The organism is Curvibacter gracilis ATCC BAA-807 (genome assembly GCF_000518645.1).
Lineage (GTDB): Bacteria > Pseudomonadota > Gammaproteobacteria > Burkholderiales > Burkholderiaceae_C > Curvibacter > Curvibacter gracilis.
The window spans coordinates 128,383-151,677 of the sequence record NZ_JADZ01000011.1 but is presented as its reverse complement, the minus strand read 5'-3'; the positions used below and the strand labels follow the sequence as shown (position 1 = coordinate 151,677).

The following is a 23,295-nucleotide window of genomic DNA, read 5'->3' as shown; positions in this document are numbered from 1 at the left end:
AGGAAACGGCGCTTGTTCACTCGTCGCCTGCGGGGGCTTGACGCCCCGGGGCGGGGCGGCTGGCCAGCAGGGCCCGGGCCTGCGACAAGGGCACGGGCAGGGGGTCGCCGACCACCTCTGACGCCAGCAACTCGCCGCACAGCAGACCCCAGGTGAGCCCGCGCGTGCCCAAGGCGGTGCACAGCCACAGGCCTGGGCGCCGGGCGGGGTCCACCGGGCCGACCAGGGGCAGTCGGTCGGGTGAGGTGCAGCGGATGCCAGCCCAGGCCTGCAGCCGCTCGGTGGGATCGCCCAGGCTGGCCGCGGTGGCGGGCAGCAGGGTGGCCAGTTTGGCCAGGTTGGTCGCGTGGTCTTCGGGCTTGCACGGCGTGGTCTCGCCCGCAGGCTGCGGCGGGTGCCCGCGGTCAAAGGTCGAGCCCGTGTGCCAGCTGGGTCCGGTGTTGCCCGGCAGGTGCGGGATCAGGCTGCCCTGGCCATTCACCGGCAGCGGGGGCAGGCGGTCGCTGTCGGCCTGGGGGGCGCTGGTCAATTGGCCGCGCAGGGCCTGCAGCGGCACCTGAGGTTCTGCCAAGGCCCGGCTACCAGGACCGGCGGTCACCACCATCAAGGCGGCTTGGGCCAGCGTTTGCCCGGTCTCGTCCAGGGCCTGCCAAAGGCCTGTTGCGCCATCATGGTGCAGTCGGGCCACCCGGCGGCCCCCTTGCCAGCGGATGCGGCCCGAGACGGGGGCGGCCAGCAGGGCCTGCACCAGGCGGGCCGGGCGCACCCAACCGGCATGGCGGTGCCAGGTGGCCGGGGCGTCGGGGCTCAGGCCGGCGGCCTGTTTCAAGGCGGCGCTGGCTTCTTCGCTCCCCGTGGCTTCGCCGTCGGCATCCAGGCGTGGGCCGGCCTTGCCGTGCACGCGGTGCTCCAGCACGCCGCTGGGGGCCCAATCCTGCTGCTCGGCCAGCAAAGCCAGGGCGGTTTGCCGCGTGATGCGCAGGCCGGTGCGGGTCAGGCGGGAGATGCGGTTGTCATCGGGCGACACATGCGGCGAGAACAGGCCCACCGGCAGGCCCGAAGCCCCGCCGGCCGGTTCGGCGCAGGCGTCCAGCACCGCCACCTGCCAGCCACGCCTGGCCAGCGCATGGGCCGTGCCCAGGCCCGACAGGCCGCCGCCGATGACCACGGCCTCGCGGGCCGCGCCCCGCGGCCAGGCCGCCACCAGAGGGGGGGCGCGGCGGGGCTCCCAGGCAGGCTGGTAGCGGGCTTGCAAGAAAGAGTGGTCGGTCTGCAGCGCAAAGCCCAGCCGGCTGAGACCCTCGCGCAGCGCCGGGGTGTCGGTATCGGCCGTCAGACGGGTGTCGCGCCGACACAGGCGTGCCAGGGCCTTGAGGAGGCCTTCGTCCCAGGGGATCGCCCCCGCCAGCCAGACGCTGTCGGCCTCCAGCTGCAATTCGCGCAAGGTGTCGGGCAGCTCACCCACACACAGGGTCAGTTCAACCTGGCCCTCTTCAAAGCTCAGGCGGTGAAAACCGGGCGCCAGGCCCCACCACCGGGCACACAGCTGCTGCGCCTGGGCACCGCCTTCACCTGGGCTGGCCAAGTGCTGCTGCAGGGCCGCCAAGGCAACGGGCCGGGGCTCGATGGCCACCACCTGCAGGCGGGCAGGGCGCCCGGGGTCCTGCCGCCAGGCCTGCCAGCGGGCCAGAAAGGCTTCGCCCAGGCCAAAGCCCGTCTGCAGCACGACCCAGCGGGCCTGGCCACGCCAGGCGATGGCCTCGTCGGCGGGAAGGTGGAAGCGGCCGGAAATGGCGCAGGTCCTCAGGCCGAAGGGGGCACGTAGCCCTGAGCCACGTCGGCGCCGCCGCCGAAGAAGTGGTTTTCCATCTGGCGTGCCAGGTACTGGCGGGCGCGGGCATCGGCCAGGTTCAGGCGGTTTTCATTCACCAGCATGGTCTGTTGCTTGAGCCAGGCGGCCCAGGCTTCCTTGCTCACGTTTTCCCACAGGCGCTTGCCCAGTTCACCGGGGTAGGGCGGGAAGTCGAGGCCCTCGGCTTCCTTGCCGAGCTTGATGCAGTTGACCATGCGTGCCATGTGGGGATCCTTGTTGCGGTGTTCGGTTCAGGTGGGGTGTTGGCGGGGCGGTGCCAGAGGCTGCCCTGCAGTCGGCGCCGATTATCCCATCGGATGCGAGCCCCCTTAGCTCGGGGGTGTTCTGTGTGAACGCGGGCTTTGCGCTGCATCAGCCAACGGAAATCAGATAAATAAATGATTTCTTATGCGTTTGAGTTTGAAGCAGGTGTTTCCAGAATCGAGCCCAACTTCAACCCCCGCTGCAAAGAACCCATGTCTGTTTTATTGATTGCCGGCAGCCCGTCGGCCCGTTCCCGATCTCAGGCCCTGCTCGACAGCGTGGGCCATCGCCTGCAGCGTCGTGGTGCCCAGGTGGGCAGTGTGCTGGTGCGCGACCTGACGCCGAGCGCGCTGCTGTTGGCCGATGTGTCCGAGGCCAGCATCGCCGCCGCCGCCGAGCAGGTGGCCCAGGCTTCGGCGATTGTGGTGGCCACGCCGGTCTACAAGGCCGCGTACAGCGGGCTGTTGAAGGTGTTCCTCGACCTGTTGCCGCAGACGGCCCTCAAGGGCAAGACCGTGCTGCCCCTGGCCACCGGTGGCAGCCCGCACCACATGCTGGCGCTGGATTACACGCTGCGGCCGGTGCTGCAGTCGCTGGCCGCACGCCACATCCTGCCCGGCGTGTACGCCACCGACGCCCAGATCACGGTCACACCCGAAGGCGCCTACCAGGTCAACCCCGAGATCTCCGACCGCCTGGACGACGCCGTGGGCCTGTTGCTGGCCGAGGCCTATGAGCGCAACAACGCCAACGCCGATTTCGAGGCCATCCCCTTCGCCCAGGTGCGATGCAGTGTTTGAGGCCCATCGACGGCCCCTTGAAGCTTTTCTGGCCACGGCTGCCTGACACGGGCGCCGGCCTCGACTGAATCCAAGATTTGAAAGAAACGACATGAGTTCCTCCTTCTCTCCCCTGTCCGCCAACCGTCGTCAAGCCTTGGCTGCCGCCCTGGCCCTGGCCGGCTCGGCCGCCTCGCTGCCGTCCTGGGCGCAAAAGTCCGACAAGGTGTTCCGCATCGGCCACCAGAAGGGTTGGCTGTCGCTGCTCAAGGCCCGTGGCACGCTGGAAAAGCGCCTCACTCCGCTGGGCATCAGCGTGACCTGGACCGAATTCAATGCCGGTCCGGTGCAGCTCGAAGCCCTCAACGTGGGCTCGATCGACTTCGGTGACGTGGGCGAAGCTCCTCCGATCTTTGCCCAGGCCGCCGGTGCGCCGCTGGTGTATGCCGGCGCCACCGTGCCGCGTCCAGGCGTCGAGGCCGTGGTGGTGCCCAAGGATTCGCCCATCCGCAGCGTGGCCGACCTCAAGGGCAAGCGCGTGGCCTACAACAAGGGCTCGAACGTGCAGTACTTCCTGGTCAAGCTGCTGGAGAAGCGCGGCCTGAAATACAGCGACGTGCAATCGGTGTTCCTGGCCCCGCCGGATGCCCGTGCGGCCTTCGAGAAGGGCGCCGTCGACGCCTGGGTGATCTGGGACCCCTTCCTGGCCGCGGCCCAGAAGACGCTGGACGCCCGCCTGTTGGCCGACGCCAAGGGTGTGGTGAACAACCGGGCCTACTACTTCACCTCGCGCGATTTCGCCACCCGCCATACCGATGTGCTGCGCATCGCGATCGAAGAGATCAACACCATCGAGCAGTGGATCTCCAAGAACAAGCCCGCCGCTGCGGTGGAGCTGTCGGCTGTGCTGGGCCTGGACAAGAGCATCACCGAACTGTTCCTGAACCGGGTGGCCTACGGTGCTGCACCCGTCACCCGCGACATCCTGGCCGAGCAGCAGTCGATTGCCGACACCTTCTTTGACCTCAAGCTGATCCCGCGCAAGCTCAACTTGCTGCATGCCGCACCGGTGGATCTGTGAGGTCAGGGCGAACCACTCCTTGATCCGAAAGGCGTTTCCATGAGCGCAGAGCTGTCCGATACCGATACGACTTCCCGTGCCTGGCGTGTGTTGTGTGTCACTGCGGCCGACTGGGGCTTGCCCCCGCCGGTGCAGGAGGGCGGACGGCTGCTGCGCCGGCGCGCCCCCCAGCCTTTGTTGTCACGGCGGCGTCGGCGCAGCCACGAGCGCTTGCAGACCCCGACCCTGTGGTCCACCGGCGCGGCCTCGCATTGGCCTTTGCCCGGTCTGGCCTGGTAGGCGCCCCAGAGCGCCGCTTCACTCACCCCTGGAGTTCTCTCATGAAGATTTTCTGGTTCATCCCCACCCACGGCGACACACGCTACCTGGGCACGCAAAAAGGCGCCCGCGAGGTCAGCCTCGATTACATCCAGCAGGTGGGCCGTGCGGCCGACAGCCTGGGTTACGAAGGGGTGCTGATCCCCACCGGCCGTTCTTGCGAAGACCCCTGGGTGATCGCCTCCAGCCTGATCCCGGTGACACGCCGTCTGAAGTTTCTGGTGGCGGTTCGCCCAGGCCTGCACCAGCCGGCACTGGCTGCGCGCATGGCCGCCACCTTCGACCGGCTCTCGGGTGGGCGACTGCTCATCAACCTGGTCACCGGTGGCGACCAGATTGAGCTCGAAGGGGATGGGGTGTACCTGAACCACGCCGAGCGTTACGAGCAATCGGCCGAGTTCATCCACATCTGGCGCGAGATCCTGGCCCGCAGCCACGGCGACCAGACGTTTGACTACGAAGGCAAGCACCTGCGTGTGAATGGGGCGCGCCTGCTGTACCCACCGCTGCAAAAGCCTTACCCGCCGATTTACTTTGGCGGTTCGTCCGAAGCCGGCCACGAGTTGGCGGCCTCTCAGACCGACACCTACCTGACCTGGGGTGAGCCCCCGGCCGAGGTGGCCAAGAAGGTGGCCGACGTGCGGGCCCGCGCCGCCCGCCATGGCCGCGAAGTGAAGTTCGGCATCCGTCTGCATGTGATCGTGCGTGAAACCGAGGCTGAGGCCTGGGCTGCCGCCGACTCGCTGATCAGCCATGTCGACGACGCCACGGTGGCCCGGGCCCAGGCGGTGTTCGCCCGCATGGACTCGGCCGGCCAGCGCCGCATGGCCGAGTTGCACAAGAACCCGGCCACGGCCGAGGGCCGCAGCCGTGCCGCGCTCGAAATCAGCCCCAACCTGTGGGCGGGCGTGGGCCTGGTGCGCGGTGGCGCCGGCACGGCCCTGGTGGGCAGCCCCCAGCAAGTGGCCGACCGCATCCAGGAGTACGCCGCCCTGGGCCTGGAGAACTTCGTGCTGTCGGGTTACCCGCACCTCGAAGAGGCCTACCGCTTCGCCGAGCTGGTGTTCCCGCTGCTGCCGCAGCGCCTGCGCGATGCCGTGGCCGCCCCCCTGGCCGGCGGGCCGCGTGGCGAGGTGGTGGGCAATCTGTATGTGCCGCAGGCCTCGGCCAGCTGAGCCGTTGACTGAATCAAGGTGACTGAGATGACTTCCCCCGCACGTGAACTGAATGCTGCCCCTCTGCCTGAGGCCTTTGACGCGCCCGGCCTGGGTTTTCTGAACGCCGGTCAGTCTGGCGCCCCCGCGCTGGCTGCGTTGCTGCGCCTGACCCGCCAGTTGGGCCAGCGCCTGCTGCCGTGGCTGGTGCCGGTGGCCCTGATCGTGGGCTGGCAGATCGCCTCGGCCCAGGGCTGGATCTCCACCCGGGTGCTGCCGGCCCCGCTCGATGTGCTGAAGGCGGCCTGGACGCTGACCGCCTCGGGCGAGCTGTGGACCCACGTCAAGGTCAGTGCCGGCCGGGCCTTGCTGGGCCTGGCCATCGGCGGCGGCTTGGGCCTGCTGCTGGGGCTGTTGACCGGCTCGGTGCGCTGGGCCGAGACCTTGCTCGACTCCACGCTGCAGATGGTGCGCAACATCCCGGCGCTGGCGCTGATCCCCTTGGTGATCCTGTGGTTCGGCATCGATGAAACGGCCAAGCTGTTCCTGATCGCGGTGTCGGTGTTCTTCCCGATCTACCTCAACACCTTCCATGGCATCCGCAATGTGGACCCGGGCCTGATCGAGATGGGGCGCACCTACGGCCTGGGCCGCTGGGCCCTGTACCGGCAGATCGTGCTGCCCGGGGCCATGTCCTCGATCCTGGTGGGCCTGCGCTTCTCGCTGGGCCTGATGTGGGTCATCCTGATCGTGGCCGAGACCATTTCGGCCCAGGCCGGCATCGGCTACCTGACCATGAACGCCCGCGAGTTCCTGCAGACCGACATCGTGCTGGTGGGCATCCTGCTGTATGCCTTGCTGGGCAAGCTGGCCGACCTGTTTGCCAAGGGCCTGGAGCGCTACTGGCTGCGCTGGCACCCTGGCTACCAGAAGAGCGCCTGATCGCGCCGCCTTGATTGATCGACTGATTCACCCCCCAGGATGGCTGACATGAGCACCGCTCCCACCAAAATCTCTTCCAACACCTCTTCCGGCGGCGTGCGCCTCAAGCTGCGCGGCCTGACCAAGCGTTATGGCGAGCGCGAAGTGCTGCGCCAGGCCGATCTGAACATCGAACCCGGCGAGTTTGTCGCCATCGTGGGCCGCAGCGGCTGCGGCAAGAGCACCTTGCTGCGCCTGGTGGCCGGCCTGGAGTCGGCCACCCGTGGGCAACTGGACATCGACGGCCGGGCCGTCAACGGCCTCAACCCCGACACCCGCATCATGTTCCAGGACTCGCGCCTGCTGCCCTGGAAGCGCGTGCTCGACAACGTGGCCCTGGGCCTTCCGCCCGAGCAACGCCCGCGCGCCGAAGCCGTGCTGGCCCAGGTCGGCCTGGCCGAGCGGGCCAACGAGTGGCCGGCGCGCCTGTCGGGCGGTCAACGCCAACGCGTGGCCCTGGCCCGGGCCCTGGTGCACCAGCCGCGCCTGCTGCTGCTCGACGAGCCGCTGGGCGCCCTGGATGCGCTCACGCGCATCGAGATGCATGAGCTGATCGAAGGCCTGTGGCGCCGCCACGGCTTCACGGCCCTGCTGGTCACCCACGATGTGCAAGAGGCTGTGGCCCTGGCCGACCGCGTGATCCTGATCGAGGATGGTGTGATCGCTCTGGACGAGCGCGTGCCCCTGGCACGCCCGCGTTCGCGCGGCGATGCCGCCTTCGCCGCGCTGGAAAAGCGCATCCTTGACCGGGTGTTGCAACACGAGGCCGCCGAGCCGGAAGCGGCCGTCACCCAGACCCAGTGGCCGGGCGTGCCGGCGCATGGCCTGCGCTGGGCGGTCTGAACCCGAACAGCCGGGGCAGGGGGGCGTAGCGCGTTGCCTTTTCCGCCCCTCAGATCGATTGCGTTATATAAACCCAGGTTTTGATGACGTAATTAAATAATATTTAGCGATCAGCGGGTTAACCCTTAAATTCGACGCCTTCCTCCGGCCTCCCGCCGGGGCGACAGACCGTTGAACAGGGTTTCATGATCGATTTAGAAGGTATCTACCAGACCTACCCCGGCCCACAAGGCCCGGTGGAGGCCTTGCGCGGCATCGACCTGCGCATCGCGGCCGGCGAGGTGTTCGGCATCATCGGGCGCAGTGGCGCGGGCAAAAGCTCGCTGGTGCGCACCATCAACCTGCTGAACCGCCCGGTGCGCGGCAGCGTCAAGGTGGCCGGGCGCGATCTGCTGGCGCTCAACGATGCCGAGCTGCGCGAGGCCCGGCGCGACATCGGCATGATCTTCCAGCACTTCAACCTGCTGTCGTCGCGCACGGTGTTCGACAACGTGGCCCTGCCGCTCGAGCTGGCGGGCTGGGACGCGCGCCGCATCCGCGAGCGTGTGTCACCCCTGTTGGAGTTGGTCGGCCTGGCGGCCTTCAGCGAGCGTTTTCCGTCGCAGCTCAGCGGTGGGCAGAAGCAGCGTGTGGGCATTGCCCGGGCCCTGGCCAGCCAGCCCAAGGTGCTGCTGTCGGACGAGGCCACCTCGGCGCTCGACCCCGAAACCACCCGCTCCATCCTGGGCCTGCTGCGCGACATCAACCGCGAGCTGGGCCTTACCATCGTGCTGATCACGCACCAGATGCAGGTGATCAAGCAGGTGGCCGACCGGGTGGCCGTGATCGACGCGGGGCGCATCATTGAAAGCGGCCCGGTGCTGCAGGTGTTCAGCCAACCCCAGCAGGCGCTGACCCGCAGCCTGATCGAAGACGTGGTGCCCCAGGCCCTGCCCGAGGCGGTGCGTGAGCGGGTGCGCGCCCAACTGGCGGCCGACCCCGACCACAGCGCCCGTCTGCTGCGCCTGGTGTTTGCCGGCGCCGAGGGCGAGCGCCCCATCCTGTCCGAAGCGGTGCGCCGTTTCGATCTGGACCTGAGCATCGTGCACGGCCAGGTCGATGAGGTGCATGGCGAGCCCTTCGGCTCACTGTCGCTGCTGGCGCGCGGCCCGTCCGGCCGGGTGGCCGAGGCGGTGGCGCACTGGCGCCTCGCCGGCCTGCAGGTGGAGGAGCTGAGCCATGTTTGACCGCTTCACCGCCGAGCTGCTGCAGCTCATGCTCGATTCATTCTGGGAGACGGTGCTGATGGTGGGCATCTCGGGCCTGCTGGGCACCTTGATCGGCTTGCCCCTGGGCGTGTACCTGCGCCTGACCGATGCCGGTGGGGTGCTTGAGAACCGCTGGACCAACCGCCTGGTGGGCACGGTGGTGAACGCGGTGCGCTCCACCCCCTTCATCATCCTGCTGGTGGCGGTGATTCCGCTGACCCGCCTGCTGACGGGCTCGTCCATCGGCACCGCGGCCGCCGTGGTGCCCCTGACGCTGGCCGCCGCCCCGTTTGCCGCCCGCCTGATCGAGGCCTCGCTGCGCGAGGTCGATGGCGGCCTGATCGAGGCCGCGCAGGCCATGGGCGCCAGCACGCGCCAGATCGTGTTCAAGGTGCTGCTGCCCGAGGCCCTGCCGGGCATCGTGGCCGGCATCACCATCACCCTGGTCAGCCTGACCGGTTACTCGGCCATGGCGGGTGCCATTGGCGGCGGCGGCCTGGGCGACCTGGGCATCCGTTACGGTTATCAGCGCTTTCTGCCCGAGGTGATGGCGGTGGTGGTGCTGGTGCTGATCGTTTTCGTGCAGGCGCTGCAAAGCATCGGCGACTGGCTGGTGCGCCGCCTGGCCCACCGTTGATGAATCCCCCGGGGTGCTGACCGCACCCCTCTCGACCTCCTCTTTCTCACAAGGAAACCACATGAACAAGCGTTTCGCCCTCAAATCCCTGGTGCTGGCTGCCGCCGCACTCTCTACCGCACTGTCCACCGGACTGAGCCTGGCCCAGGACAAACCCCTCAAGATCGGTGTCACCGCCGGCCCGCACGCCCAGATCATGGAGCAGGTCAAGAAAGTGGCCGAAAAGGACGGCCTGAAGATCCAGATCGTCGAGTTCAGCGACTACATCCAGCCCAACGCTGCGCTGGCCTCGGGCGACCTGGACGCCAACAGCTACCAGCACAAGCCCTTCCTGGACCAGCAGGTGAAGGACCGCGGCTACAAGATCGTCTCGGTGGGCTACACCGTCAACTACCCGATCGGCATCTATTCGAAGAAGATCAAGGCCCTGGCTGAACTCAAGCCTGGTGCCCGTTTCGGCCTGCCCAACGACCCCACCAACGGTGGCCGCGTGCTGCTGGTGCTGCAGGACCAGGGGCTGATCAAGCTGCGCCCCGAGGCCGGCCTGAAAGCCACGCCGCTGGACGTGATCGACAACCCGAAAAAGCTCAAGTTCATCGAGCTCGAGGCCGCGCAACTGCCGCGTGCCCTGGATGACTTGGACGCCGCGGCCATCAACACCAATTTCGCCCTGTCGGCCGGCCTGAACCCGGGCAAGGACGCCATCGCCCAGGAAAACGCCAAGAGCCCCTACGTGAACATCATTGCCGTGCGCGAGCAGGACAAGGACAAGCCCTGGGTGGCCAAGCTGCTCAAGGCCTACCACTCGGAAGACACGCGCAAGTTCATCCAGAGCGAGTTCAAGGGCTCGGTGCTGGCCGGCTTCTGAGCCCCTGTGACATCGCGGACTTCGCAGACTTCGAATAAGCAAGCAGGGAAAACGTCGTAAGCCCTGGGGGCTGGCGGTGTTTCAATCGGTGCAGCCCCCTGTGGGGCGCATCGATGACCGGGGAGGCCGGTCCGTTCACTTGCTCATAGAAAGCCCGAGATGTCTTCTGAAAACTGGAAATTCGAAACCCTGTCGGTCCATGCGGGCTACTCGCCCGACCCCACCACCAAGGCGGTGGCGGTGCCCATCTACCAGACCGCAGCCTACGCCTTCGACAGCGCCCAGCACGGCGCCGACCTGTTTGACCTGAAGGTGCCGGGCAACATCTACACCCGCATCATGAACCCCACCACCGACGTGCTCGAAAAGCGCGTCGCGGCCCTGGAGGGGGGCATTGGCGCCCTGGCCGTGGCTTCAGGTCAGGCGGCCGTCACCTACGCCATCCAGACCATTGCCGAGGCCGGCGACAACATCGTGTCGTCCACCGCGCTGTATGGCGGCACCTACAACCTGTTTGCCCACACACTGCCCCAGTACGGCATCACGGCCCGCTTTGCCGACCACCGCGACCCGGCCAGCTTCGAGGCACTGATCGATGAGCGCACCAAGGCCGTGTTCGTCGAATCGCTGGGCAATCCGCAGGGCAATGTCACCGACATCGCCCGCGTGGCCGAGATCGCCCACCGCCATGGCGTGCCCCTGATCGTCGACAACACGGTGGCCACGCCCTACCTGCTGCGCCCCTTCGAGCACGGTGCCGACATCGTGGTGCACTCGCTCACCAAGTACCTGGGCGGCCACGGCACCAGCATTGGCGGCGCGATTGTCGACTCAGGCAAGTTCCCCTGGGCCCAGCACAAGGAGCGCTTCAAGCGCCTCAACGAGCCCGATGTCAGCTACCACGGCGTGGTCTACACCGAGGCCCTGGGCGCGGCCGCCTACATCGGCCGGGCCCGCGTGGTGCCGCTGCGCAACATGGGTGCGGCCCTGTCGCCCTTCAATGCCTTCCTGATCCTGCAAGGCATCGAGACCCTGGCCCTGCGCATGGACCGCATCAACGACAACACCTTGAAGGTGGCCCAGTTTCTTGAAAAGCACCCCAAGGTGGGCTGGGTCAACTACGCCGGCCTGCCGGGCAATGTGGACTACGCGCTGGCGCAGAAGTACCTGGGCGGCAAGCCTTCCGGCCTGCTGACCTTCGGCGTCAAGGCCAGCAGCGGTGGCGGGCGTGAGGCCGGTGCCCGCTTCCTGGATGCGCTGCAGCTTTTCACCCGTCTGGTCAACATCGGTGACGCCAAGTCGTTGGCCACCCACCCGGCTTCGACCACCCACCGCCAGCTGTCGCCTGAAGAACTGAAGAAGTCGGGCGTGGGCGAAGACACGGTGCGACTGTGCGTGGGCATTGAGCATGCCGACGACCTGCTGGCCGACCTGGCTCAGGCACTCGACCAGGTCTGAGCGCGGGTGCTTGAAAGTTAACGCCTTTACAAGGCGTTAACTTTGTGACGGTTTCGGCATAATCCAAAACCGTCATGAAAAAAAATGTATTTGTTGCTCTGGGAGGGGCGCTGACAGCCCTGGCCTTGGTCGCCGCCTGGGATGGCGTGGCCTACCTTCGTCACGCCGATCCGCCCTCAGTGTCTTCGGTGCACCGCCCCCTGACCAGTCTCAAGGTGAACCCTGATTGGGTGCTGGAGGGGACTCCGAACTTCCGCGCCACCGAGATCAGCAAGTCACCCGATGGGCGCACCACCACGGGCTTGTGGGCCTGCGATGGCCCCAGCACCTTCGAGTGGCAGTTTGGCGTCGATGAAACCGTGCACCTGCTCGAGGGGCTGGTGGAGGTGAAATACCAGGGCCGCCAATTCACCCTCAAACCCGGCGACACGGCCACCTTCATCGCGGGCACGCGCGCTGTCTGGCATGTGCCCGAGCATGCCCGCAAGGCCTTCAGCCTGCACGAACCCGGGCGTCTGGTGCGCACGTTGCGGCGCCTTCAACTGGCTGACTAGGCAGAGCGCGTGGTGCTCTGAGTCAAAAAAAAAGCCCACCGGCAGGTGGGCTTGGGAGGGCAGGGCGGCCACCCGGGCCGCAACGCCATCAGGCCAGGGCGGCGGCCAGGTCTTTCTCGGCGGAGCCCAGGGCCTCTGCCTTGACCTCGGGGCCCATGTTCAGGCCTTCGGCGCGCACGATGCGCACATCGGTGATGCCCAGGAAGCCGAACACGGTCTTGAGGTAGCTTTCCTGGTGTTCCATGGCGTTGCCGGCTTCCGAGATCGAGTATTTGCCACCCCGGGTCGACACCACAATCACGGTCTTGCCACCGGCCAGGCCTTGGGGGCCCTTGTCGGTGTACTTGAAGGTGCGGCCCACCTGGCAGATGCGGTCGATCCAGGCCTTGAGCTGGCTGGGGATGCTGAAGTTGTACAGCGGGGCACCCACCACGATCACATCGGCCGCCAGGAATTGGGTCACCAGGGCTTCAGAGACGGCGTTTTCGCGTTGCTGCACTTCGGTCAGCGCGCTGCCGGCGGGCAGGCGAAAGCCCAGCGAGTCGGCGTTCAGGTGGCTGGGGGCTTGTGCGGCCACGTCCAGGTAGCTGACTTCGGCGCCGGGGTTGCGTGCCTTCCACTGGGCCACGGTCTGGGCGGTCAGTTGACGCGAGACCGAGTTGTCGCCGAGAACGCTGGAGTCGATGTGAAGCAGTTTCATGGAGTCTTCCTTCGAGGGTAGAAAAGGGCCCGTTGGGCGGTGCATGAATTGTCACAGGCGCGCCAATGGCTGATAAGCCGGCATTTTTGCAATGCATTGTTCCACTGGTGAGTCCAATCGAGTGCTGGGCTTGGCGCCTGAGGGGCCCCAGGTCCGCGCTGTCGGGATTCTTCATGTGAAAAAGCGCATAAACAAACAACGAACTATTCGTTCTCGTTTTAAGCGCTTGTTCGCAGAATGCGTCCGACTCTTTAGATCAGGAAGTTTGCATGATGTCTTGCCTACCTTTTGCCCCATGGACCTCCAGGGCGCATCACGCCCCGGTGCAGGGCTGAGGCCATGGCATCGACGACCCCTGTGATCATCGTGCCGGGCTGGCGCGATTCCGGCCCTGGGCACTGGCAGACCCTGTGGGCCGATCGCCTGCCGGGTGCCCGGCGCGTGCGTCAGGACGACTGGATCACCCCCAGCCGCGCCGCCTGGGTGCGCACCCTGGGCGAGACCATCGAGGCCGCCGGTGCGCCGGTGGTGCTGGTGGCACACAGCTTGGGCTGCATGGCCGTCGTGCACTTGCCCGCCGATTTGCGTGAGCGCATCCAGGGCGCGTTGCTGGTGGCGCCGGCCGATCCGGAGCGCCGCGCGGTGCTCAGCGATTTTGCCCCCGCACCGTGTGAGCGTTTGCCCTACCGAAGTATCCTCGTGGCCAGCAGCAACGACCCGTTCTGCCCGATCCGGCTGGCCGGAGCCTATGCGCGGTCCTGGGGGAGCGAGTTTGTTCGACTGCAGGATGCCGGCCACATCAATGTGGAGTCCGGGCATGGCGAATGGCCCTTGGGCCTGGCCTTGCTGCAATCCTTGACGGGTGATCTGGCGCTGGGCCAGCCCGCCACCCCACACGCTGTTTCCTCGACACAAGAATGACCATGAAGACAAAAATCAAACTGGCCCTGGCCTCCCTGGTGTTGGCCACCGGCTCGCTGGCGGGCGCACAGACCACCACCTTGCTCAACGCCTCGTACGACGTGGCCCGTGAGTTCTACAAGGACTACAACGCGGCCTTTGTGGCGCACTGGAAGAAGACCACCGGCAAGGACGTGAAGATCGACCAGGCCCACGGCGGCTCCAGCGCCCAGGCGCGGGCCGTGAACGACGGGCTGGACGCCGACGTGGTGACCATGAACACCACCACCGATGTCGACTTCCTGGCCAGCACCGGCGTGGTGGCCAAGGACTGGGCCAAGCGCTTCCCGGGCAACGCCTCGCCCACCACCTCGACCATGCTGTTCCTGACCCGCAACGGCAACCCGAAGAACATCAAGGACTGGGACGATCTGATCAAGCCCGGCATCCAGGTCATCGTGGTCAACCCCAAGACGGGCGGCAACGGCCGCATGGCCTACCTGGCCGCCTGGGGCTATGTGCGCAAGAAGGGCGGCACCGACGCCCAGGCGGCCGAGTTTGTCAGCAAGCTGTACAAGAACGTGCCGGTGCTGGCCAAGGGCGGGCGAGACGCCACAACCATCTTCCTGCAGCGCAACATCGGCGACGTGCTGGTCACCTTCGAATCCGAGGTGGTGTCGGTGGACCGCGAGTTCGGCGCCGGCAAAGTGGATGCGGTGCACCCCTCGATCAGCATCATTGCCGAGAACCCGGTGGCGGTGGTGGAGCGCACCGTGGCCAAGAAGGGCACGGGCGAGCTGGCCAAGGCCTACCTGGATTACCTGTACTCCGAAGAGGCCCAGGAGATCGCTGCCAAGCACGCCCTGCGCCCACGCTCGGCGGCGGTGCTGAAAAAGCACGCCGACGTCTTCAAGCCCATCCAGCTGTTTGCCGTGTCGGACTACTTCGGCTCGCTGGCCGAGGCCCAGAAGGTTCACTTCAACGACGGTGGCCAGTTCGACAAGCTCTACTCCCCTGGCGCCAAGTAAATCCCTATGACCACTTCTGTCAGCCATGCGCCCCCCAAAAGGGGCGGCGCCAAACGGGTGCTGCCCGGTTTTCGCCTCACGCTGGGCTACACCTTGATGTACCTGGCCGTGATTGTTTTGATCCCGCTGTCGGCCCTGCTGTTCAAGACCAGCACCCTGAGCTGGGACCAGTTCTGGAACGCCGTCACCGCGCCACGCGTGCTGGCCTCGTACCGCCTGACCTTTGGCGCCTCGCTGATCGCGGCCCTGGTCAACGTGGTGTTCGGCCTGCTGGTGGCCTGGGTGCTGGTGCGCTACACCTTTCCCTTCAAGAAGATCGTCGATGCATTGGTGGACCTGCCCTTTGCGCTGCCCACGGCGGTGGCCGGCATCTCGCTGACGGCCTTGCTGGCCGGCAACGGCTGGGTGGGCCAGTACCTCGAGGCCTGGGGCCTGCCGGTGGCCTTCAAGCCCGCGGGCGTGGTGATCGCGCTGATCTTCATCGGCCTGCCCTTTGTGGTGCGCACCGTACAGCCGGTGCTTGAAGACGCTGAAAAAGAACTCGAAGAGGCGGCTACCTGCCTGGGCGCCACGCGGCTGCAGACCTTTGTGCGGGTCATCCTGCCCTCGATCGCACCGGCCTTGCTGACCGGTTTTGCCATGGCCTTTGCCCGGGCCATCGGCGAGTACGGCTCGGTGATCTTCATCGCCGGCAACATGCCCATGATTTCTGAAATCACCCCCCTCATCATCATCGGCAAGCTCGAGCAGTACGACTACGCCGGTGCCACGGCCGTGGCCGTGGTCATGCTGGTGATCTCGTTTGTGCTGCTGCTGGTCATCAATGCGCTGCAAGCCTGGCAGCGCCGTCACACAGGAGCCCCGGCATGAGCGCGCGCAAGCCCATCTCCCGCGTCAAGGCGGGCACCACCGAAGCCGTGTGGGTCAAATGGTCGCTGATCGGCCTGGCCCTGGTGTTCATGACCCTGTTCCTGTTCCTGCCGCTGGCAGCGGTGTTCACCGAGGCCCTGCGCAAGGGGGTCGGGCCTTTTGTCGAGGCCCTGAAAGAGCCCGACGCCTGGTCGGCCATCCGCCTCACCCTGCTGACCGCGGCCGTGGCCGTGCCGCTGAACCTGGTGTTCGGCATTGCGGCGGCCTGGTCGATCGCCAAGTTCGAGTTTCCGGGCAAGTCCTTTCTGACCACCCTGGTCGATCTGCCGTTCTCGGTCTCGCCCGTGGTCGCCGGCCTGATCTACGTGCTGATGTTCGGCGCCCAGGGCTGGTTCGGCCCCTGGCTGCAGGCGCACGACATCAAGATCATCTTTGCCGTGCCCGGCATCGTGCTGGCCACCGTGTTTGTCACCTTCCCCTTCATCGCCCGCGAGCTGATCCCGCTGATGCAGGCCCAGGGCTGCGACGAGGAGCAGGCCGCCATCGTGTTGGGTGCCAGTGGTTGGCAGACCTTCTGGCTGGTCACCCTGCCCAAGATCAAGTGGGGCCTGATTTATGGCGTCATCCTGTGCAATGCCCGGGCCATGGGTGAGTTCGGCGCCGTGTCGGTGGTGTCGGGCCACATCCGGGGCCAGACCAACACCATCCCGCTGCACGTCGAGATTCTCTACAACGAATACCAGTCGGTGGCGGCCTTCGCTGTGGCCACGCTGCTGGCCTTGCTGGCGCTGGTCACCCTGCTGATCAAGTCGGTGGTCGAGTGGCGCCACGAGAAGGAAATGCGCGACGCCGAGGCCCAGCCGCCGGAAGCCCCAGCGATGGCCTCCGCGACCGCCCCTGCCACACCCACCGTCCAAGCCCGCCCCGGCGCCATCGCCTGAGGAAGAAGAACATGAGCATTCAGATCCGCAACGTCAGCAAGCATTTCGGCGACTTCCATGCCCTGAAGGATGTCAGCCTCGACATCGACTCGGGCGAACTCATCGCCTTGCTCGGCCCCTCGGGCTGTGGCAAGACCACCTTGCTGCGCATCATCGCCGGCCTGGAAACCCCCGACAGCGGCAGCATCCTGTTCTCGGGTGAGGACACCACCGACGTGCACGTGCGCGAGCGCGGCGTGGGCTTTGTGTTCCAACATTACGCGCTGTTCCGCCACATGACGGTGTTCGAGAACGTGGCCTTCGGCCTGCGCGTCAAGCCCCGCGGCGAGCGCCCCAGCGATGCCCAGATCAAGACCAAGGTGCACGACCTGCTCAAGCTGGTGCAGCTCGACTGGTTGGCCGACCGCTACCCCAGCCAACTCTCGGGTGGCCAGCGCCAGCGCATTGCCCTGGCGCGCGCGCTGGCGGTCGAGCCCAAGGTGCTGCTGCTGGATGAACCGTTTGGCGCGCTCGACGCCAAGGTACGCAAGGAACTGCGCCGCTGGCTGCGCCGCCTGCACGACGAGCTGCATGTGACCAGCATCTTCGTGACCCACGATCAGGAAGAAGCCCTGGAAGTGGCCGACCGCGTGGTGTTGATGAACCAGGGCAAGGTCGAGCAAAGCGGTTCGCCCCAGGAGGTGTGGGACCACCCCGCCAGCCCCTTTGTGTATGGCTTTCTCGGCGATGTGAACCTGTTCCATGGCCGTGCCCACGAAGGCCAGGTGCACCTGGAGGGCCTGCAGATCGACGCGCCCGAACACGCCGGCGCCCAGAACGCCAAGGCCTCGGCCTATGTGCGCCCGCACGACTTCGAGGTGGAGCGCCATGTGCCGGGTGCCGGCATCGACGCCCAGGGCCGCCCGCGCGGCATCGTGGCCCAGTTGAGCCGTGCGATCGTGGTGGGGCCGATTGCTCGGCTGGAACTTATTCCGTCCGAAGATCACCAAACAGCGGAAAATCGCACCCAGGACACGATCATCGAGGCGCAAATCCCTGCGCAACAATACCGTGATCTGGGTTTCCGTGAAGGCGAGCTGCTGGTGGTCACGCCACGGCGGGCTCGCGTGTTTGTTGAAGGACACTGAATTGTTTTTGCTGAACTGGTTCGACCGCGCACCGCGCCTCTTGCTGGCCCTGGCCAGTGCCACCTGCCTGTGCATGCTGGCCTTTGGGCTCTACCTGCAGCACGTGGTCGGGCTGGAGCCTTGCCCGATGTGCATCGTGCAGCGCTACGCGCTGTTGCTGGTGGCGGTCTGGGCGGGCCTGGCGGCCTTGTCGCCACGCCGCGGGGGCTGGTTGGTCGGCGCCGTGCTGATCCTGCTGACCTCGGGCTTCGGCGCCTTCGTGGCGGCCCGCCAGAGCTGGCTTCAGTGGAACCCGCCCGAGGTGCTGACCTGCGGCCGTGACCTGTACGGCATGATCGAGGCCTTTCCGCTGCAACGCGTGATTCCCATGGTGTTCAAGGGCAGCGGTGACTGCTCGGCCATCGACTGGACCTTCCTCGGCGGCTCGATCGCCAACTGGTCGTTCGTGGTGTTTGTCGGCCTGGCGCTGGCCTCGGTGCTGTTGCTGCTTCGCCAACGCGGTCGTTGAGCGTTTCCGGCCTCTTTGAACTCTGCGCCCCCTGCGCCAGGAAGCCGCCCTTTGAGGCGGCTTTTTCACGTCTGGAGTCGTTGGCCGGTGTGTTTTTAGCGACGATCGGAGCAATATGAGGTGTTCGCTGACAAGCCAGCGCCTCCGTTAGGGCCAGAATCCGCGCCGTTCCCACGCCGGACCTGAGACAGCAATCCGTCGCGTGACACGCACTGGAGAGCAGCCATGGCCTTGGAAAACGATTCGGCATATTTACTTGACGACGACGGCCCCCGAGAGGCGGCCGCCTGGGCCACCCCTGCGGTGGCGCCTCGGCCCCTGGGCTGGCAGGTGGAGCGCATCGGCTTTGCGGCCGAACTGCCCCTGCGCCTGTTCTTTCACGATGTGCGTGACGTGGGGCTGCACCTGCATTCGGCCTTCGAGCTCCTGCTGGTGCTCAGCGGGGAGGTGGAACTGCACACCGCCGCCGGCCTGCAGCGGGTGCGTGCTGGTGAGCTGGCGCTGGTGCATGCGGGCGAGCCCCATGCCAGCCACGATCTGGGGGGCGCCAACCTGGTGCTGTGCCTGCAACTGGACCCGGCCAGTGCGCGGCATGACCCGGATTTCCGGCGTCGGCGTTTTCAGATCGAGGGCCTTAACAGCGAGCCCGCGCTGCGCCCCTTGCGAGACCGCCTGCGGGGGCTGCTGGCGTCCATGATGTGGGAGCAACGCCTGCAGCGCCCGGGCTGGAAGCTCGAACTCGAGGCCGGAGTGTTGCAAATCGTGTCATGCCTGCTCCGGGGCCTGCCCTCGACCCTGGGCCCTGAGGCCCATCCCATGCTGTTGCCCGAAGAAGAGCAGGCCCTGGGCCGGCGTCTGCAGCGGGTCTGCCAGTATGTGCAGGACCACGTGGCCGAGCCCATCTCGGTCGGGGCGGTGGCCCAGGCCCTGGGCTGGTCCAGTGGCTACCTGGCCCGCCTGTTCAAGGCCGAGACCGGCAACACCTTCGGCCAGTTCATCACCCTGGTGCGGCTGCGCCGTGCCCTGGATGCCCTGAGCCGGCCCATCACCGGCAATTTGCTCGATGTGGCCTTGGCCTGTGGCTTTCCGAATGCCAAGGCCTTCAACCTGGCCTTCCGCCGGGCCCTGGGCTGCACGCCGGGTGAATGGCGCCTGGCCCACCGTGCGTCGCCCGGGCGCCCCGGCAGCGCCTACGGGGCGGCCAATGAGCTGGATGCGATGCGACTGCTGCAGCCCTATGTCGCGCCCTCGTACTGCTGACCCAGGGCCCGGGCTGCCCAGCACGGGCCCGCTGCGCCTCAAACCCTGGCAGCGCGCCTGGGTGGCGCAGCAATTGCAAACCCTGCCACCGCGTCAGCGCCTGTGGCGTTTGCTGGTGCTGGCCCTGGCCGATGGCACGCCAGAGCGCTATCAGGCCTGGGTGGAGCAGGGCGTGGGCGGGGTGTTCGTGCCGGGTGCTCCGGATGCGCACAGCGCCCGCTTGGTGGGCCAGTTGCAGTCCCAGGCCCGGCAACTGGGCCGGGCGGATCTGCTGGTGGCGGCCGACATCGAGTTTGGCGAGCACACCGGTGCCGACGGGCTGGGGTTTCCGAACGCCATGGCCGTGGCTGCCACTGGGCGCGTGGCCTGGGCCCGGCGCATGGGTCAGGTGGCGGCCCGTGCGGCGCGGCGCTGCGGCGTCAACTGGGTGCTGTCGCCGGTGGTCGATCTGGACCTCAACCCGCACAACCCGGTGGTCAACACCCGCTCCTTTGGCGCCGATCCGGCCCGGGTGGCTGCCTTCTCGCGGGCCTTTGTGCAAGGGCTGCAGGGGGAGGGGCTGGCCGCCAGCGCCAAGCATTGGCCCGGCGATGGCGTGGACTGGCGCGACCACCACCTGGAGCCCAGTTGCAACAGTCTGTCGCGTGACGCCTGGCTGGCCCGCTACGCCCCGGTATGGCGCGCAGCCATCGGCGCCGGCGTGCGCACCGTGCTGTGCGGTCACATCGGGCTGCCGGCCTTGGACGGGGGGCTGAGCCGCCCAGCCAGTCTGTCGCCGGCGCTCAGCACCGATTGGCTGCGGGGCGAGTTGGGCTTTGAGGGGCTGCTGCTGTCCGACGCCACGCTGATGGCCGGCTTTTCGGCCTGTGGGCCGCGCTGGCAGACCTTGCCGCAGGCGGTGGCGGCGGGCTGCGACATGCTGTTGTTCTCGGGGCAGCCCGAGCTGGACGTGGCCTACCTGGAGCGCGCCCTGGCCGAGGGGCGGCTGAGCTGGGCCCGGGTCAACCAGGCGCTGGCGCGGGTGCTGGCCCTGCAATGCGTGCTCGGCCTGGTGGTCAGACCACGCCAGACCGCCGCCATCCCTCCGGCGCAACCCGATGCGCACACCGAGCGGGCCCAGGCGCAGCAATGGGCGCGAGAATGTGCCGCCGCTGCCTTGACCCGGGTGCGCGACCTCGATGGCCTGCTGCCCTTGGTGCCCCAGCGCCACCGCCGTGTTCTGCTGGTCGAAGAAGGCGAGCGCCACACCCCCTTCGGCCAGCCCTTGCCGGCCCTGCGCATGGTCGAGCTGCTGCAGGCCGAAGGCTTTGCCGTGACACGCTACCGCCCCGACACCCTGGTCGACCCCGACCTGTACGACGTGCTGATCTATGTGCTGGCACGCGAGGCCGGCATGTGCCGCGGCAGCCTGCGCCTGGACTGGAAGCGCCTGCACGGCGACACCGCCCGCGCCATGGAGCGGCACTGGCACACCCTGCCGCACCTGCTGATCTCCTTTGGCAACCCCTACCACCTGGCCGACGCCTCGGGATGCCGCTGCTGGATCAACGCCTACTCGCCCGTGCCCGCCATGCAACAGGCCTGTGTGCAGGCCCTGCTGGGCCGCGCGCCCTGGCCCGGCCGAAGCCCGGTGGAGGTGGGCGCGGCGATGGCGGCTTGGGCGTGGCGTTGAGATCGCAGCACCAAATCTGCACCCCAGCGCCTGAAACGCAGTCCCTGACCCTCAGACGATCTCAAACACCGCGCTCGGCCCCGATGCCGAATCCGGCCCGATCCACAGCTCGAAGCGCCCGCTCTCGCAGACCTGGCGCAGATGCCGGTCGTGAAAGCGCAGCGCGTCGGTGTGCAGCTCAAAGCTCACGCGCTGGCTTTCGCCGGGCTGCAGGCTGATGCGCTGGAAGTCTTTCAGCTCGCGCACCGGGCGCGTCACCGAGCCGACCAGGTCGCGCACATAAAGCTGCACCACTTCGGTGGCGCTGCGGTGGCCCACGTTGCTCAGCAGCACCGAGGCGCACAGGGTGCCGCCCGGCGTGAGCTGGCTGGCCGACAGTTGCAGGTCGCGGTACTCGAAGCGGGTGTAGCCCAGGCCGAAGCCGAAGGGGAACAGGGGCCGGTGGTCCTCGTCGAGGTAGGCGGCAAAGAAGCCGCTCGGGTCCAGCGGGGTACCTGAGGGGATGCTGGGCGCATCGGGGTGGGGCGGGCGGCCGGTGTTCTTGTGGTTGTAGAAGATCGGTATCTGCCCCACGCTGCGCGGAAAGCTCACGGGCAGGCGCCCGTTGGGGGATTCGCCGCACAGCAGGTCGACGATGGCCGGGCCGCCCTGGCTGCCTGGGTGCCAGGCGTAGAGCACGGCCTGGGCATGTGGCAGCACCGGGCCCAGCACCAGGGGGCGGCCGGCCATGATCACCAGCACCACGGGCACGCCGGTGGCGGCCACCGCCTCCAGCAGGGTCTGTTGGGCGCCAGGCAGGTCGAGGTGGGCCCGGCAGTGGGCTTCGCCGCTCAGGCCGGCGTCCTCGCCCAGGCACAGCACCACCACCTCGGCGCTGCGCGCCAGGGCCACGGCGGCCTCCAGCCCGTCCAGATCGTGGCTGCGGCAGTGCTCCAGCCCGCGGGCGTGCACCACCCGCTGGGCGCCCAGGCGTTCCTGCAGGGCCGCGAACACGGTCTGGCTGTGCTGGCGCTCACCGTCGAACACCCAGCAACCCAGTTGTTCGCCGGGGGCATCGGCCAGTGGGCCGATCACCGCCACACGCCGCGCGTGCTCGCCCAGGGGCAGGCCTTGCTCGTTCTTCAGCAGCACGCAGCTGTCGCGGGCCAGGCTGCGCGCCAGCTGGGTGGCCACCGGCCGCTGGGGCTGAGTGCGCCCCGGGTCGCCGTAGGGGTGCCGGAACAGGCCCAGCCGGGCCTTGATGCGCAGGATGCGGCGCACCGCGTCATCGACCAGGGCGATGTCCAGCAGGCCTTGCTCGATCAGGCCGGCAATGTGGTCCAGGTAGCTGGTGCTGGCCATTTCCATGTCCACCCCGGCGCTGACGGCCGCACGCGCCGCGGCGGCGGCGTCTTCGCAGAAGCCGTGGGCGATCATCTCGGTCACCGAGCACCAGTCGCTGACCACCAGGCCGTCAAAGCCCCACCGGTCTTTCAGCGTGCCGCGGATCAGGTCTTCGTGACCGGTGGCGGGCACACCGTCCAGGTCGTTGAAGGCGCTCATCACCGTCATCACGCCGGCCTGCTGTGCCGCCAGGAATGGGGGCAGGTAGGTGTCGAGCAAGGCGCGCGGTGCCAGGTCGGTGGCGCTGTAGTCGCGCCCGCCCTCGGCCGCGCCATAGCCCACAAAGTGCTTGGCGCAGGCGGCCACGCCCTCTTGCTGGTAGCCCTGCACCATGGCCACGCCCAGGCGCGAGATCAGCAGCGGGTCTTCTCCAAAGCTCTCGGCGATGCGCCCCCAGCGCGGGTCGCGCGCCACATCCAACATGGGCGAGAAGGTCCAGTTCACGCCGGCGGCACCGGCTTCGCGCGCCGAGTGGGCGGCGGCCTGGCGCACGCGCTCGGGGTCGAAGGCGGCGGCCTGGCCCAGGGGAATGGGAAACACGGTCTGGAAGCCATGGATCACGTCGCGACCCAGCAGCAGCGGGATGCCCAGACGGGAGTGCTCCACCGCCAGCCACTGGTAGTGGTAGGCATCGTCACCCACCACATTGATCAGGGAGCCGGCGCCACCTTGGCGCACGCGCTCTTCCTGATCGCGGCCCTGCGGCTGCACCTGGGTCATCTGGCCCAGCTTTTCGGCCAGGGTCATGCGGGAAATCAGTTGCTCGATGTCGTGTTCGGTCATAAGGGAAAAGGGCCGGCGCATGGCCGACCTGTGTCGTTGGGCCAGGGGAGACCCGATGGGGCCTCAAGAGGCAGGAAGCGGCCTGAA

The 23,295-nt window shown here is 67.5% G+C and carries 23 protein-coding genes; 19 read left to right on the top strand and 4 right to left on the bottom strand.

Going from position 1 to position 23,295, the window contains the following annotated elements:
- Nucleotides 1-16: 16 nt before the first annotated feature.
- The gene (gene mnmC1, locus L880_RS32050; RefSeq protein ID WP_051443188.1) at nucleotides 17-1,726 is read right to left on the bottom strand and encodes an FAD-dependent 5-carboxymethylaminomethyl-2-thiouridine(34) oxidoreductase MnmC1; all 1,710 of its coding nucleotides are present in this window, start codon (nucleotides 1,724-1,726) and stop codon (nucleotides 17-19) included.
- A gap of 77 nt (nucleotides 1,727-1,803) precedes the next feature.
- Complete coding sequence (locus L880_RS0108940; RefSeq protein ID WP_027475393.1) at nucleotides 1,804-2,076, bottom strand: oxidative damage protection protein; 273 nt, start codon at nucleotides 2,074-2,076, stop codon at nucleotides 1,804-1,806.
- A 252-nt stretch (nucleotides 2,077-2,328) separates the two neighbouring features.
- Between L880_RS0108940 and ssuE the strand changes: the two genes are divergently transcribed.
- The 11 genes from ssuE (at nucleotide 2,329) to L880_RS32045 (ending at nucleotide 12,036) form a co-directional block, all read left to right on the top strand.
- Nucleotides 2,329-2,916, top strand: coding sequence for an NADPH-dependent FMN reductase (ssuE, locus tag L880_RS0108935; protein WP_027475392.1), 588 nt, complete (start codon nucleotides 2,329-2,331; stop codon nucleotides 2,914-2,916).
- Nucleotides 2,917-3,007: 91 nt separating this feature from the next.
- The gene (locus L880_RS0108930; protein ID WP_027475391.1) at nucleotides 3,008-3,976 is read left to right on the top strand and encodes a sulfonate ABC transporter substrate-binding protein; all 969 of its coding nucleotides are present in this window, start codon (nucleotides 3,008-3,010) and stop codon (nucleotides 3,974-3,976) included.
- Nucleotides 3,977-4,015: 39 nt separating this feature from the next.
- Nucleotides 4,016-4,255, top strand: coding sequence for a hypothetical protein (locus L880_RS35565; protein ID WP_157462735.1), 240 nt, complete (start codon nucleotides 4,016-4,018; stop codon nucleotides 4,253-4,255).
- Between the two features lie 41 nt (nucleotides 4,256-4,296).
- Entirely contained in the window at nucleotides 4,297-5,469 is a 1,173-nt protein-coding gene (gene ssuD, locus L880_RS0108925; protein ID WP_027475390.1) for an FMNH2-dependent alkanesulfonate monooxygenase, read from the top strand.
- A 27-nt stretch (nucleotides 5,470-5,496) separates the two neighbouring features.
- The gene (gene ssuC / locus L880_RS0108920) at nucleotides 5,497-6,390 is read left to right on the top strand and encodes an aliphatic sulfonate ABC transporter permease SsuC (protein WP_027475389.1); all 894 of its coding nucleotides are present in this window, start codon (nucleotides 5,497-5,499) and stop codon (nucleotides 6,388-6,390) included.
- Between the two features lie 48 nt (nucleotides 6,391-6,438).
- Nucleotides 6,439-7,272, top strand: coding sequence for an ATP-binding cassette domain-containing protein (locus L880_RS0108915; protein WP_043329073.1), 834 nt, complete (start codon nucleotides 6,439-6,441; stop codon nucleotides 7,270-7,272).
- A 185-nt stretch (nucleotides 7,273-7,457) separates the two neighbouring features.
- On the top strand, nucleotides 7,458-8,498 hold the full coding sequence (locus L880_RS0108910; protein ID WP_027475387.1) for a methionine ABC transporter ATP-binding protein: 1,041 nt from the start codon (nucleotides 7,458-7,460) through the stop codon (nucleotides 8,496-8,498).
- Nucleotides 8,491-9,156 (top strand): methionine ABC transporter permease, encoded by a 666-nt coding sequence (locus L880_RS0108905; RefSeq protein ID WP_019575272.1) that lies wholly within the window; start codon nucleotides 8,491-8,493, stop codon nucleotides 9,154-9,156. Before L880_RS0108910 ends, L880_RS0108905 begins: the two co-directional genes overlap by 8 nt.
- 61 nt (nucleotides 9,157-9,217) lie before the next feature.
- The gene (locus L880_RS0108900) at nucleotides 9,218-10,024 is read left to right on the top strand and encodes a MetQ/NlpA family ABC transporter substrate-binding protein (RefSeq protein ID WP_027475386.1); all 807 of its coding nucleotides are present in this window, start codon (nucleotides 9,218-9,220) and stop codon (nucleotides 10,022-10,024) included.
- Between the two features lie 159 nt (nucleotides 10,025-10,183).
- Nucleotides 10,184-11,482: an O-acetylhomoserine aminocarboxypropyltransferase/cysteine synthase family protein gene (locus L880_RS0108895; RefSeq protein ID WP_027475385.1), complete on the top strand. Its 1,299-nt coding sequence runs from the start codon at nucleotides 10,184-10,186 to the stop codon at nucleotides 11,480-11,482.
- 74 nt (nucleotides 11,483-11,556) lie between these two features.
- Complete coding sequence (locus tag L880_RS32045) at nucleotides 11,557-12,036, top strand: cupin domain-containing protein (protein WP_051443187.1); 480 nt, start codon at nucleotides 11,557-11,559, stop codon at nucleotides 12,034-12,036.
- An 88-nt stretch (nucleotides 12,037-12,124) separates the two neighbouring features.
- Here L880_RS32045 and L880_RS0108885 read toward each other — a convergent pair whose 3' ends face one another.
- The gene (locus tag L880_RS0108885) at nucleotides 12,125-12,736 is read right to left on the bottom strand and encodes an FMN-dependent NADH-azoreductase (RefSeq protein WP_027475384.1); all 612 of its coding nucleotides are present in this window, start codon (nucleotides 12,734-12,736) and stop codon (nucleotides 12,125-12,127) included.
- 339 nt (nucleotides 12,737-13,075) lie between these two features.
- On the opposite strand from L880_RS0108885, the gene L880_RS0108880 reads away from it, so the two are divergent.
- From L880_RS0108880 to L880_RS32040, 8 genes are all read left to right on the top strand, one after another.
- Nucleotides 13,076-13,657, top strand: a complete 582-nt coding sequence (locus L880_RS0108880) for an RBBP9/YdeN family alpha/beta hydrolase (protein ID WP_027475383.1) — start codon at nucleotides 13,076-13,078, stop codon at nucleotides 13,655-13,657.
- Entirely contained in the window at nucleotides 13,654-14,664 is a 1,011-nt protein-coding gene (locus tag L880_RS35560; RefSeq protein ID WP_027475382.1) for a sulfate ABC transporter substrate-binding protein, read from the top strand. The genes L880_RS0108880 and L880_RS35560 overlap by 4 nt, the downstream gene beginning before the upstream one ends.
- Before the next feature lie 6 nt (nucleotides 14,665-14,670).
- Nucleotides 14,671-15,534: a sulfate ABC transporter permease subunit CysT gene (gene cysT, locus L880_RS35555; RefSeq protein WP_027475381.1), complete on the top strand. Its 864-nt coding sequence runs from the start codon at nucleotides 14,671-14,673 to the stop codon at nucleotides 15,532-15,534.
- Complete coding sequence (cysW, locus tag L880_RS0108865; protein WP_027475380.1) at nucleotides 15,531-16,475, top strand: sulfate ABC transporter permease subunit CysW; 945 nt, start codon at nucleotides 15,531-15,533, stop codon at nucleotides 16,473-16,475. Before cysT ends, cysW begins: the two co-directional genes overlap by 4 nt.
- 11 nt (nucleotides 16,476-16,486) lie before the next feature.
- A complete protein-coding gene (locus L880_RS0108860; RefSeq protein WP_027475379.1) occupies nucleotides 16,487-17,602 on the top strand; it encodes a sulfate/molybdate ABC transporter ATP-binding protein in 1,116 nt (371 codons plus the stop codon).
- Nucleotide 17,603: 1 nt separating this feature from the next.
- Nucleotides 17,604-18,110 (top strand): disulfide bond formation protein B, encoded by a 507-nt coding sequence (locus L880_RS0108855; protein WP_027475378.1) that lies wholly within the window; start codon nucleotides 17,604-17,606, stop codon nucleotides 18,108-18,110.
- Between the two features lie 225 nt (nucleotides 18,111-18,335).
- Complete coding sequence (locus L880_RS0108850) at nucleotides 18,336-19,370, top strand: helix-turn-helix transcriptional regulator (RefSeq protein WP_027475377.1); 1,035 nt, start codon at nucleotides 18,336-18,338, stop codon at nucleotides 19,368-19,370.
- Nucleotides 19,348-21,042, top strand: a complete 1,695-nt coding sequence (locus L880_RS32040) for a glycoside hydrolase family 3 protein (RefSeq protein WP_051443186.1) — start codon at nucleotides 19,348-19,350, stop codon at nucleotides 21,040-21,042. Before L880_RS0108850 ends, L880_RS32040 begins: the two co-directional genes overlap by 23 nt.
- Nucleotides 21,043-21,093: 51 nt before the next feature.
- Here the strand turns inward: L880_RS32040 and L880_RS0108840 are convergent, their stop codons facing one another.
- Nucleotides 21,094-23,208, bottom strand: coding sequence for a glycoside hydrolase family 3 N-terminal domain-containing protein (locus L880_RS0108840; RefSeq protein ID WP_084461156.1), 2,115 nt, complete (start codon nucleotides 23,206-23,208; stop codon nucleotides 21,094-21,096).
- Nucleotides 23,209-23,295 lie beyond the last annotated feature (87 nt).

Bases quoted from the DNA above. Each gene is read 5' to 3' on its own strand.
- L880_RS0108930 (WP_027475391.1), top strand. From the start codon at position 3,008: ATGAGTTCCTCCTTCTCTCCCCTGTCCGCCAACCGTCGTCAAGCCTTG.
- L880_RS0108880 (WP_027475383.1), top strand. From the start codon at position 13,076: ATGGCATCGACGACCCCTGTGATCATCGTGCCGGGCTGGCGCGATTCC.
- L880_RS0108895 (WP_027475385.1), top strand. From the start codon at position 10,184: ATGTCTTCTGAAAACTGGAAATTCGAAACCCTGTCGGTCCATGCGGGC.
- L880_RS35565 (WP_157462735.1), top strand. From the start codon at position 4,016: ATGAGCGCAGAGCTGTCCGATACCGATACGACTTCCCGTGCCTGGCGT.
- L880_RS0108900 (WP_027475386.1), top strand. From the start codon at position 9,218: ATGAACAAGCGTTTCGCCCTCAAATCCCTGGTGCTGGCTGCCGCCGCA.
- L880_RS0108850 (WP_027475377.1), top strand. From the start codon at position 18,336: ATGGCCTTGGAAAACGATTCGGCATATTTACTTGACGACGACGGCCCC.
- L880_RS0108915 (WP_043329073.1), top strand. From the start codon at position 6,439: ATGAGCACCGCTCCCACCAAAATCTCTTCCAACACCTCTTCCGGCGGC.
- L880_RS32045 (WP_051443187.1), top strand. From the start codon at position 11,557: ATGAAAAAAAATGTATTTGTTGCTCTGGGAGGGGCGCTGACAGCCCTG.
- L880_RS35560 (WP_027475382.1), top strand. From the start codon at position 13,654: ATGACCATGAAGACAAAAATCAAACTGGCCCTGGCCTCCCTGGTGTTG.
- cysW (WP_027475380.1), top strand. From the start codon at position 15,531: ATGAGCGCGCGCAAGCCCATCTCCCGCGTCAAGGCGGGCACCACCGAA.
- ssuD (WP_027475390.1), top strand. From the start codon at position 4,297: ATGAAGATTTTCTGGTTCATCCCCACCCACGGCGACACACGCTACCTG.
- L880_RS0108940 (WP_027475393.1), bottom strand. From the start codon at position 2,076: ATGGCACGCATGGTCAACTGCATCAAGCTCGGCAAGGAAGCCGAGGGC.
- L880_RS0108840 (WP_084461156.1), bottom strand. From the start codon at position 23,208: ATGACCGAACACGACATCGAGCAACTGATTTCCCGCATGACCCTGGCC.
- L880_RS0108905 (WP_019575272.1), top strand. From the start codon at position 8,491: ATGTTTGACCGCTTCACCGCCGAGCTGCTGCAGCTCATGCTCGATTCA.
- ssuC (WP_027475389.1), top strand. From the start codon at position 5,497: ATGACTTCCCCCGCACGTGAACTGAATGCTGCCCCTCTGCCTGAGGCC.
- L880_RS32040 (WP_051443186.1), top strand. From the start codon at position 19,348: ATGTCGCGCCCTCGTACTGCTGACCCAGGGCCCGGGCTGCCCAGCACG.
- cysT (WP_027475381.1), top strand. From the start codon at position 14,671: ATGACCACTTCTGTCAGCCATGCGCCCCCCAAAAGGGGCGGCGCCAAA.
- ssuE (WP_027475392.1), top strand. From the start codon at position 2,329: ATGTCTGTTTTATTGATTGCCGGCAGCCCGTCGGCCCGTTCCCGATCT.
- L880_RS0108910 (WP_027475387.1), top strand. From the start codon at position 7,458: ATGATCGATTTAGAAGGTATCTACCAGACCTACCCCGGCCCACAAGGC.
- L880_RS0108860 (WP_027475379.1), top strand. From the start codon at position 16,487: ATGAGCATTCAGATCCGCAACGTCAGCAAGCATTTCGGCGACTTCCAT.
- L880_RS0108885 (WP_027475384.1), bottom strand. From the start codon at position 12,736: ATGAAACTGCTTCACATCGACTCCAGCGTTCTCGGCGACAACTCGGTC.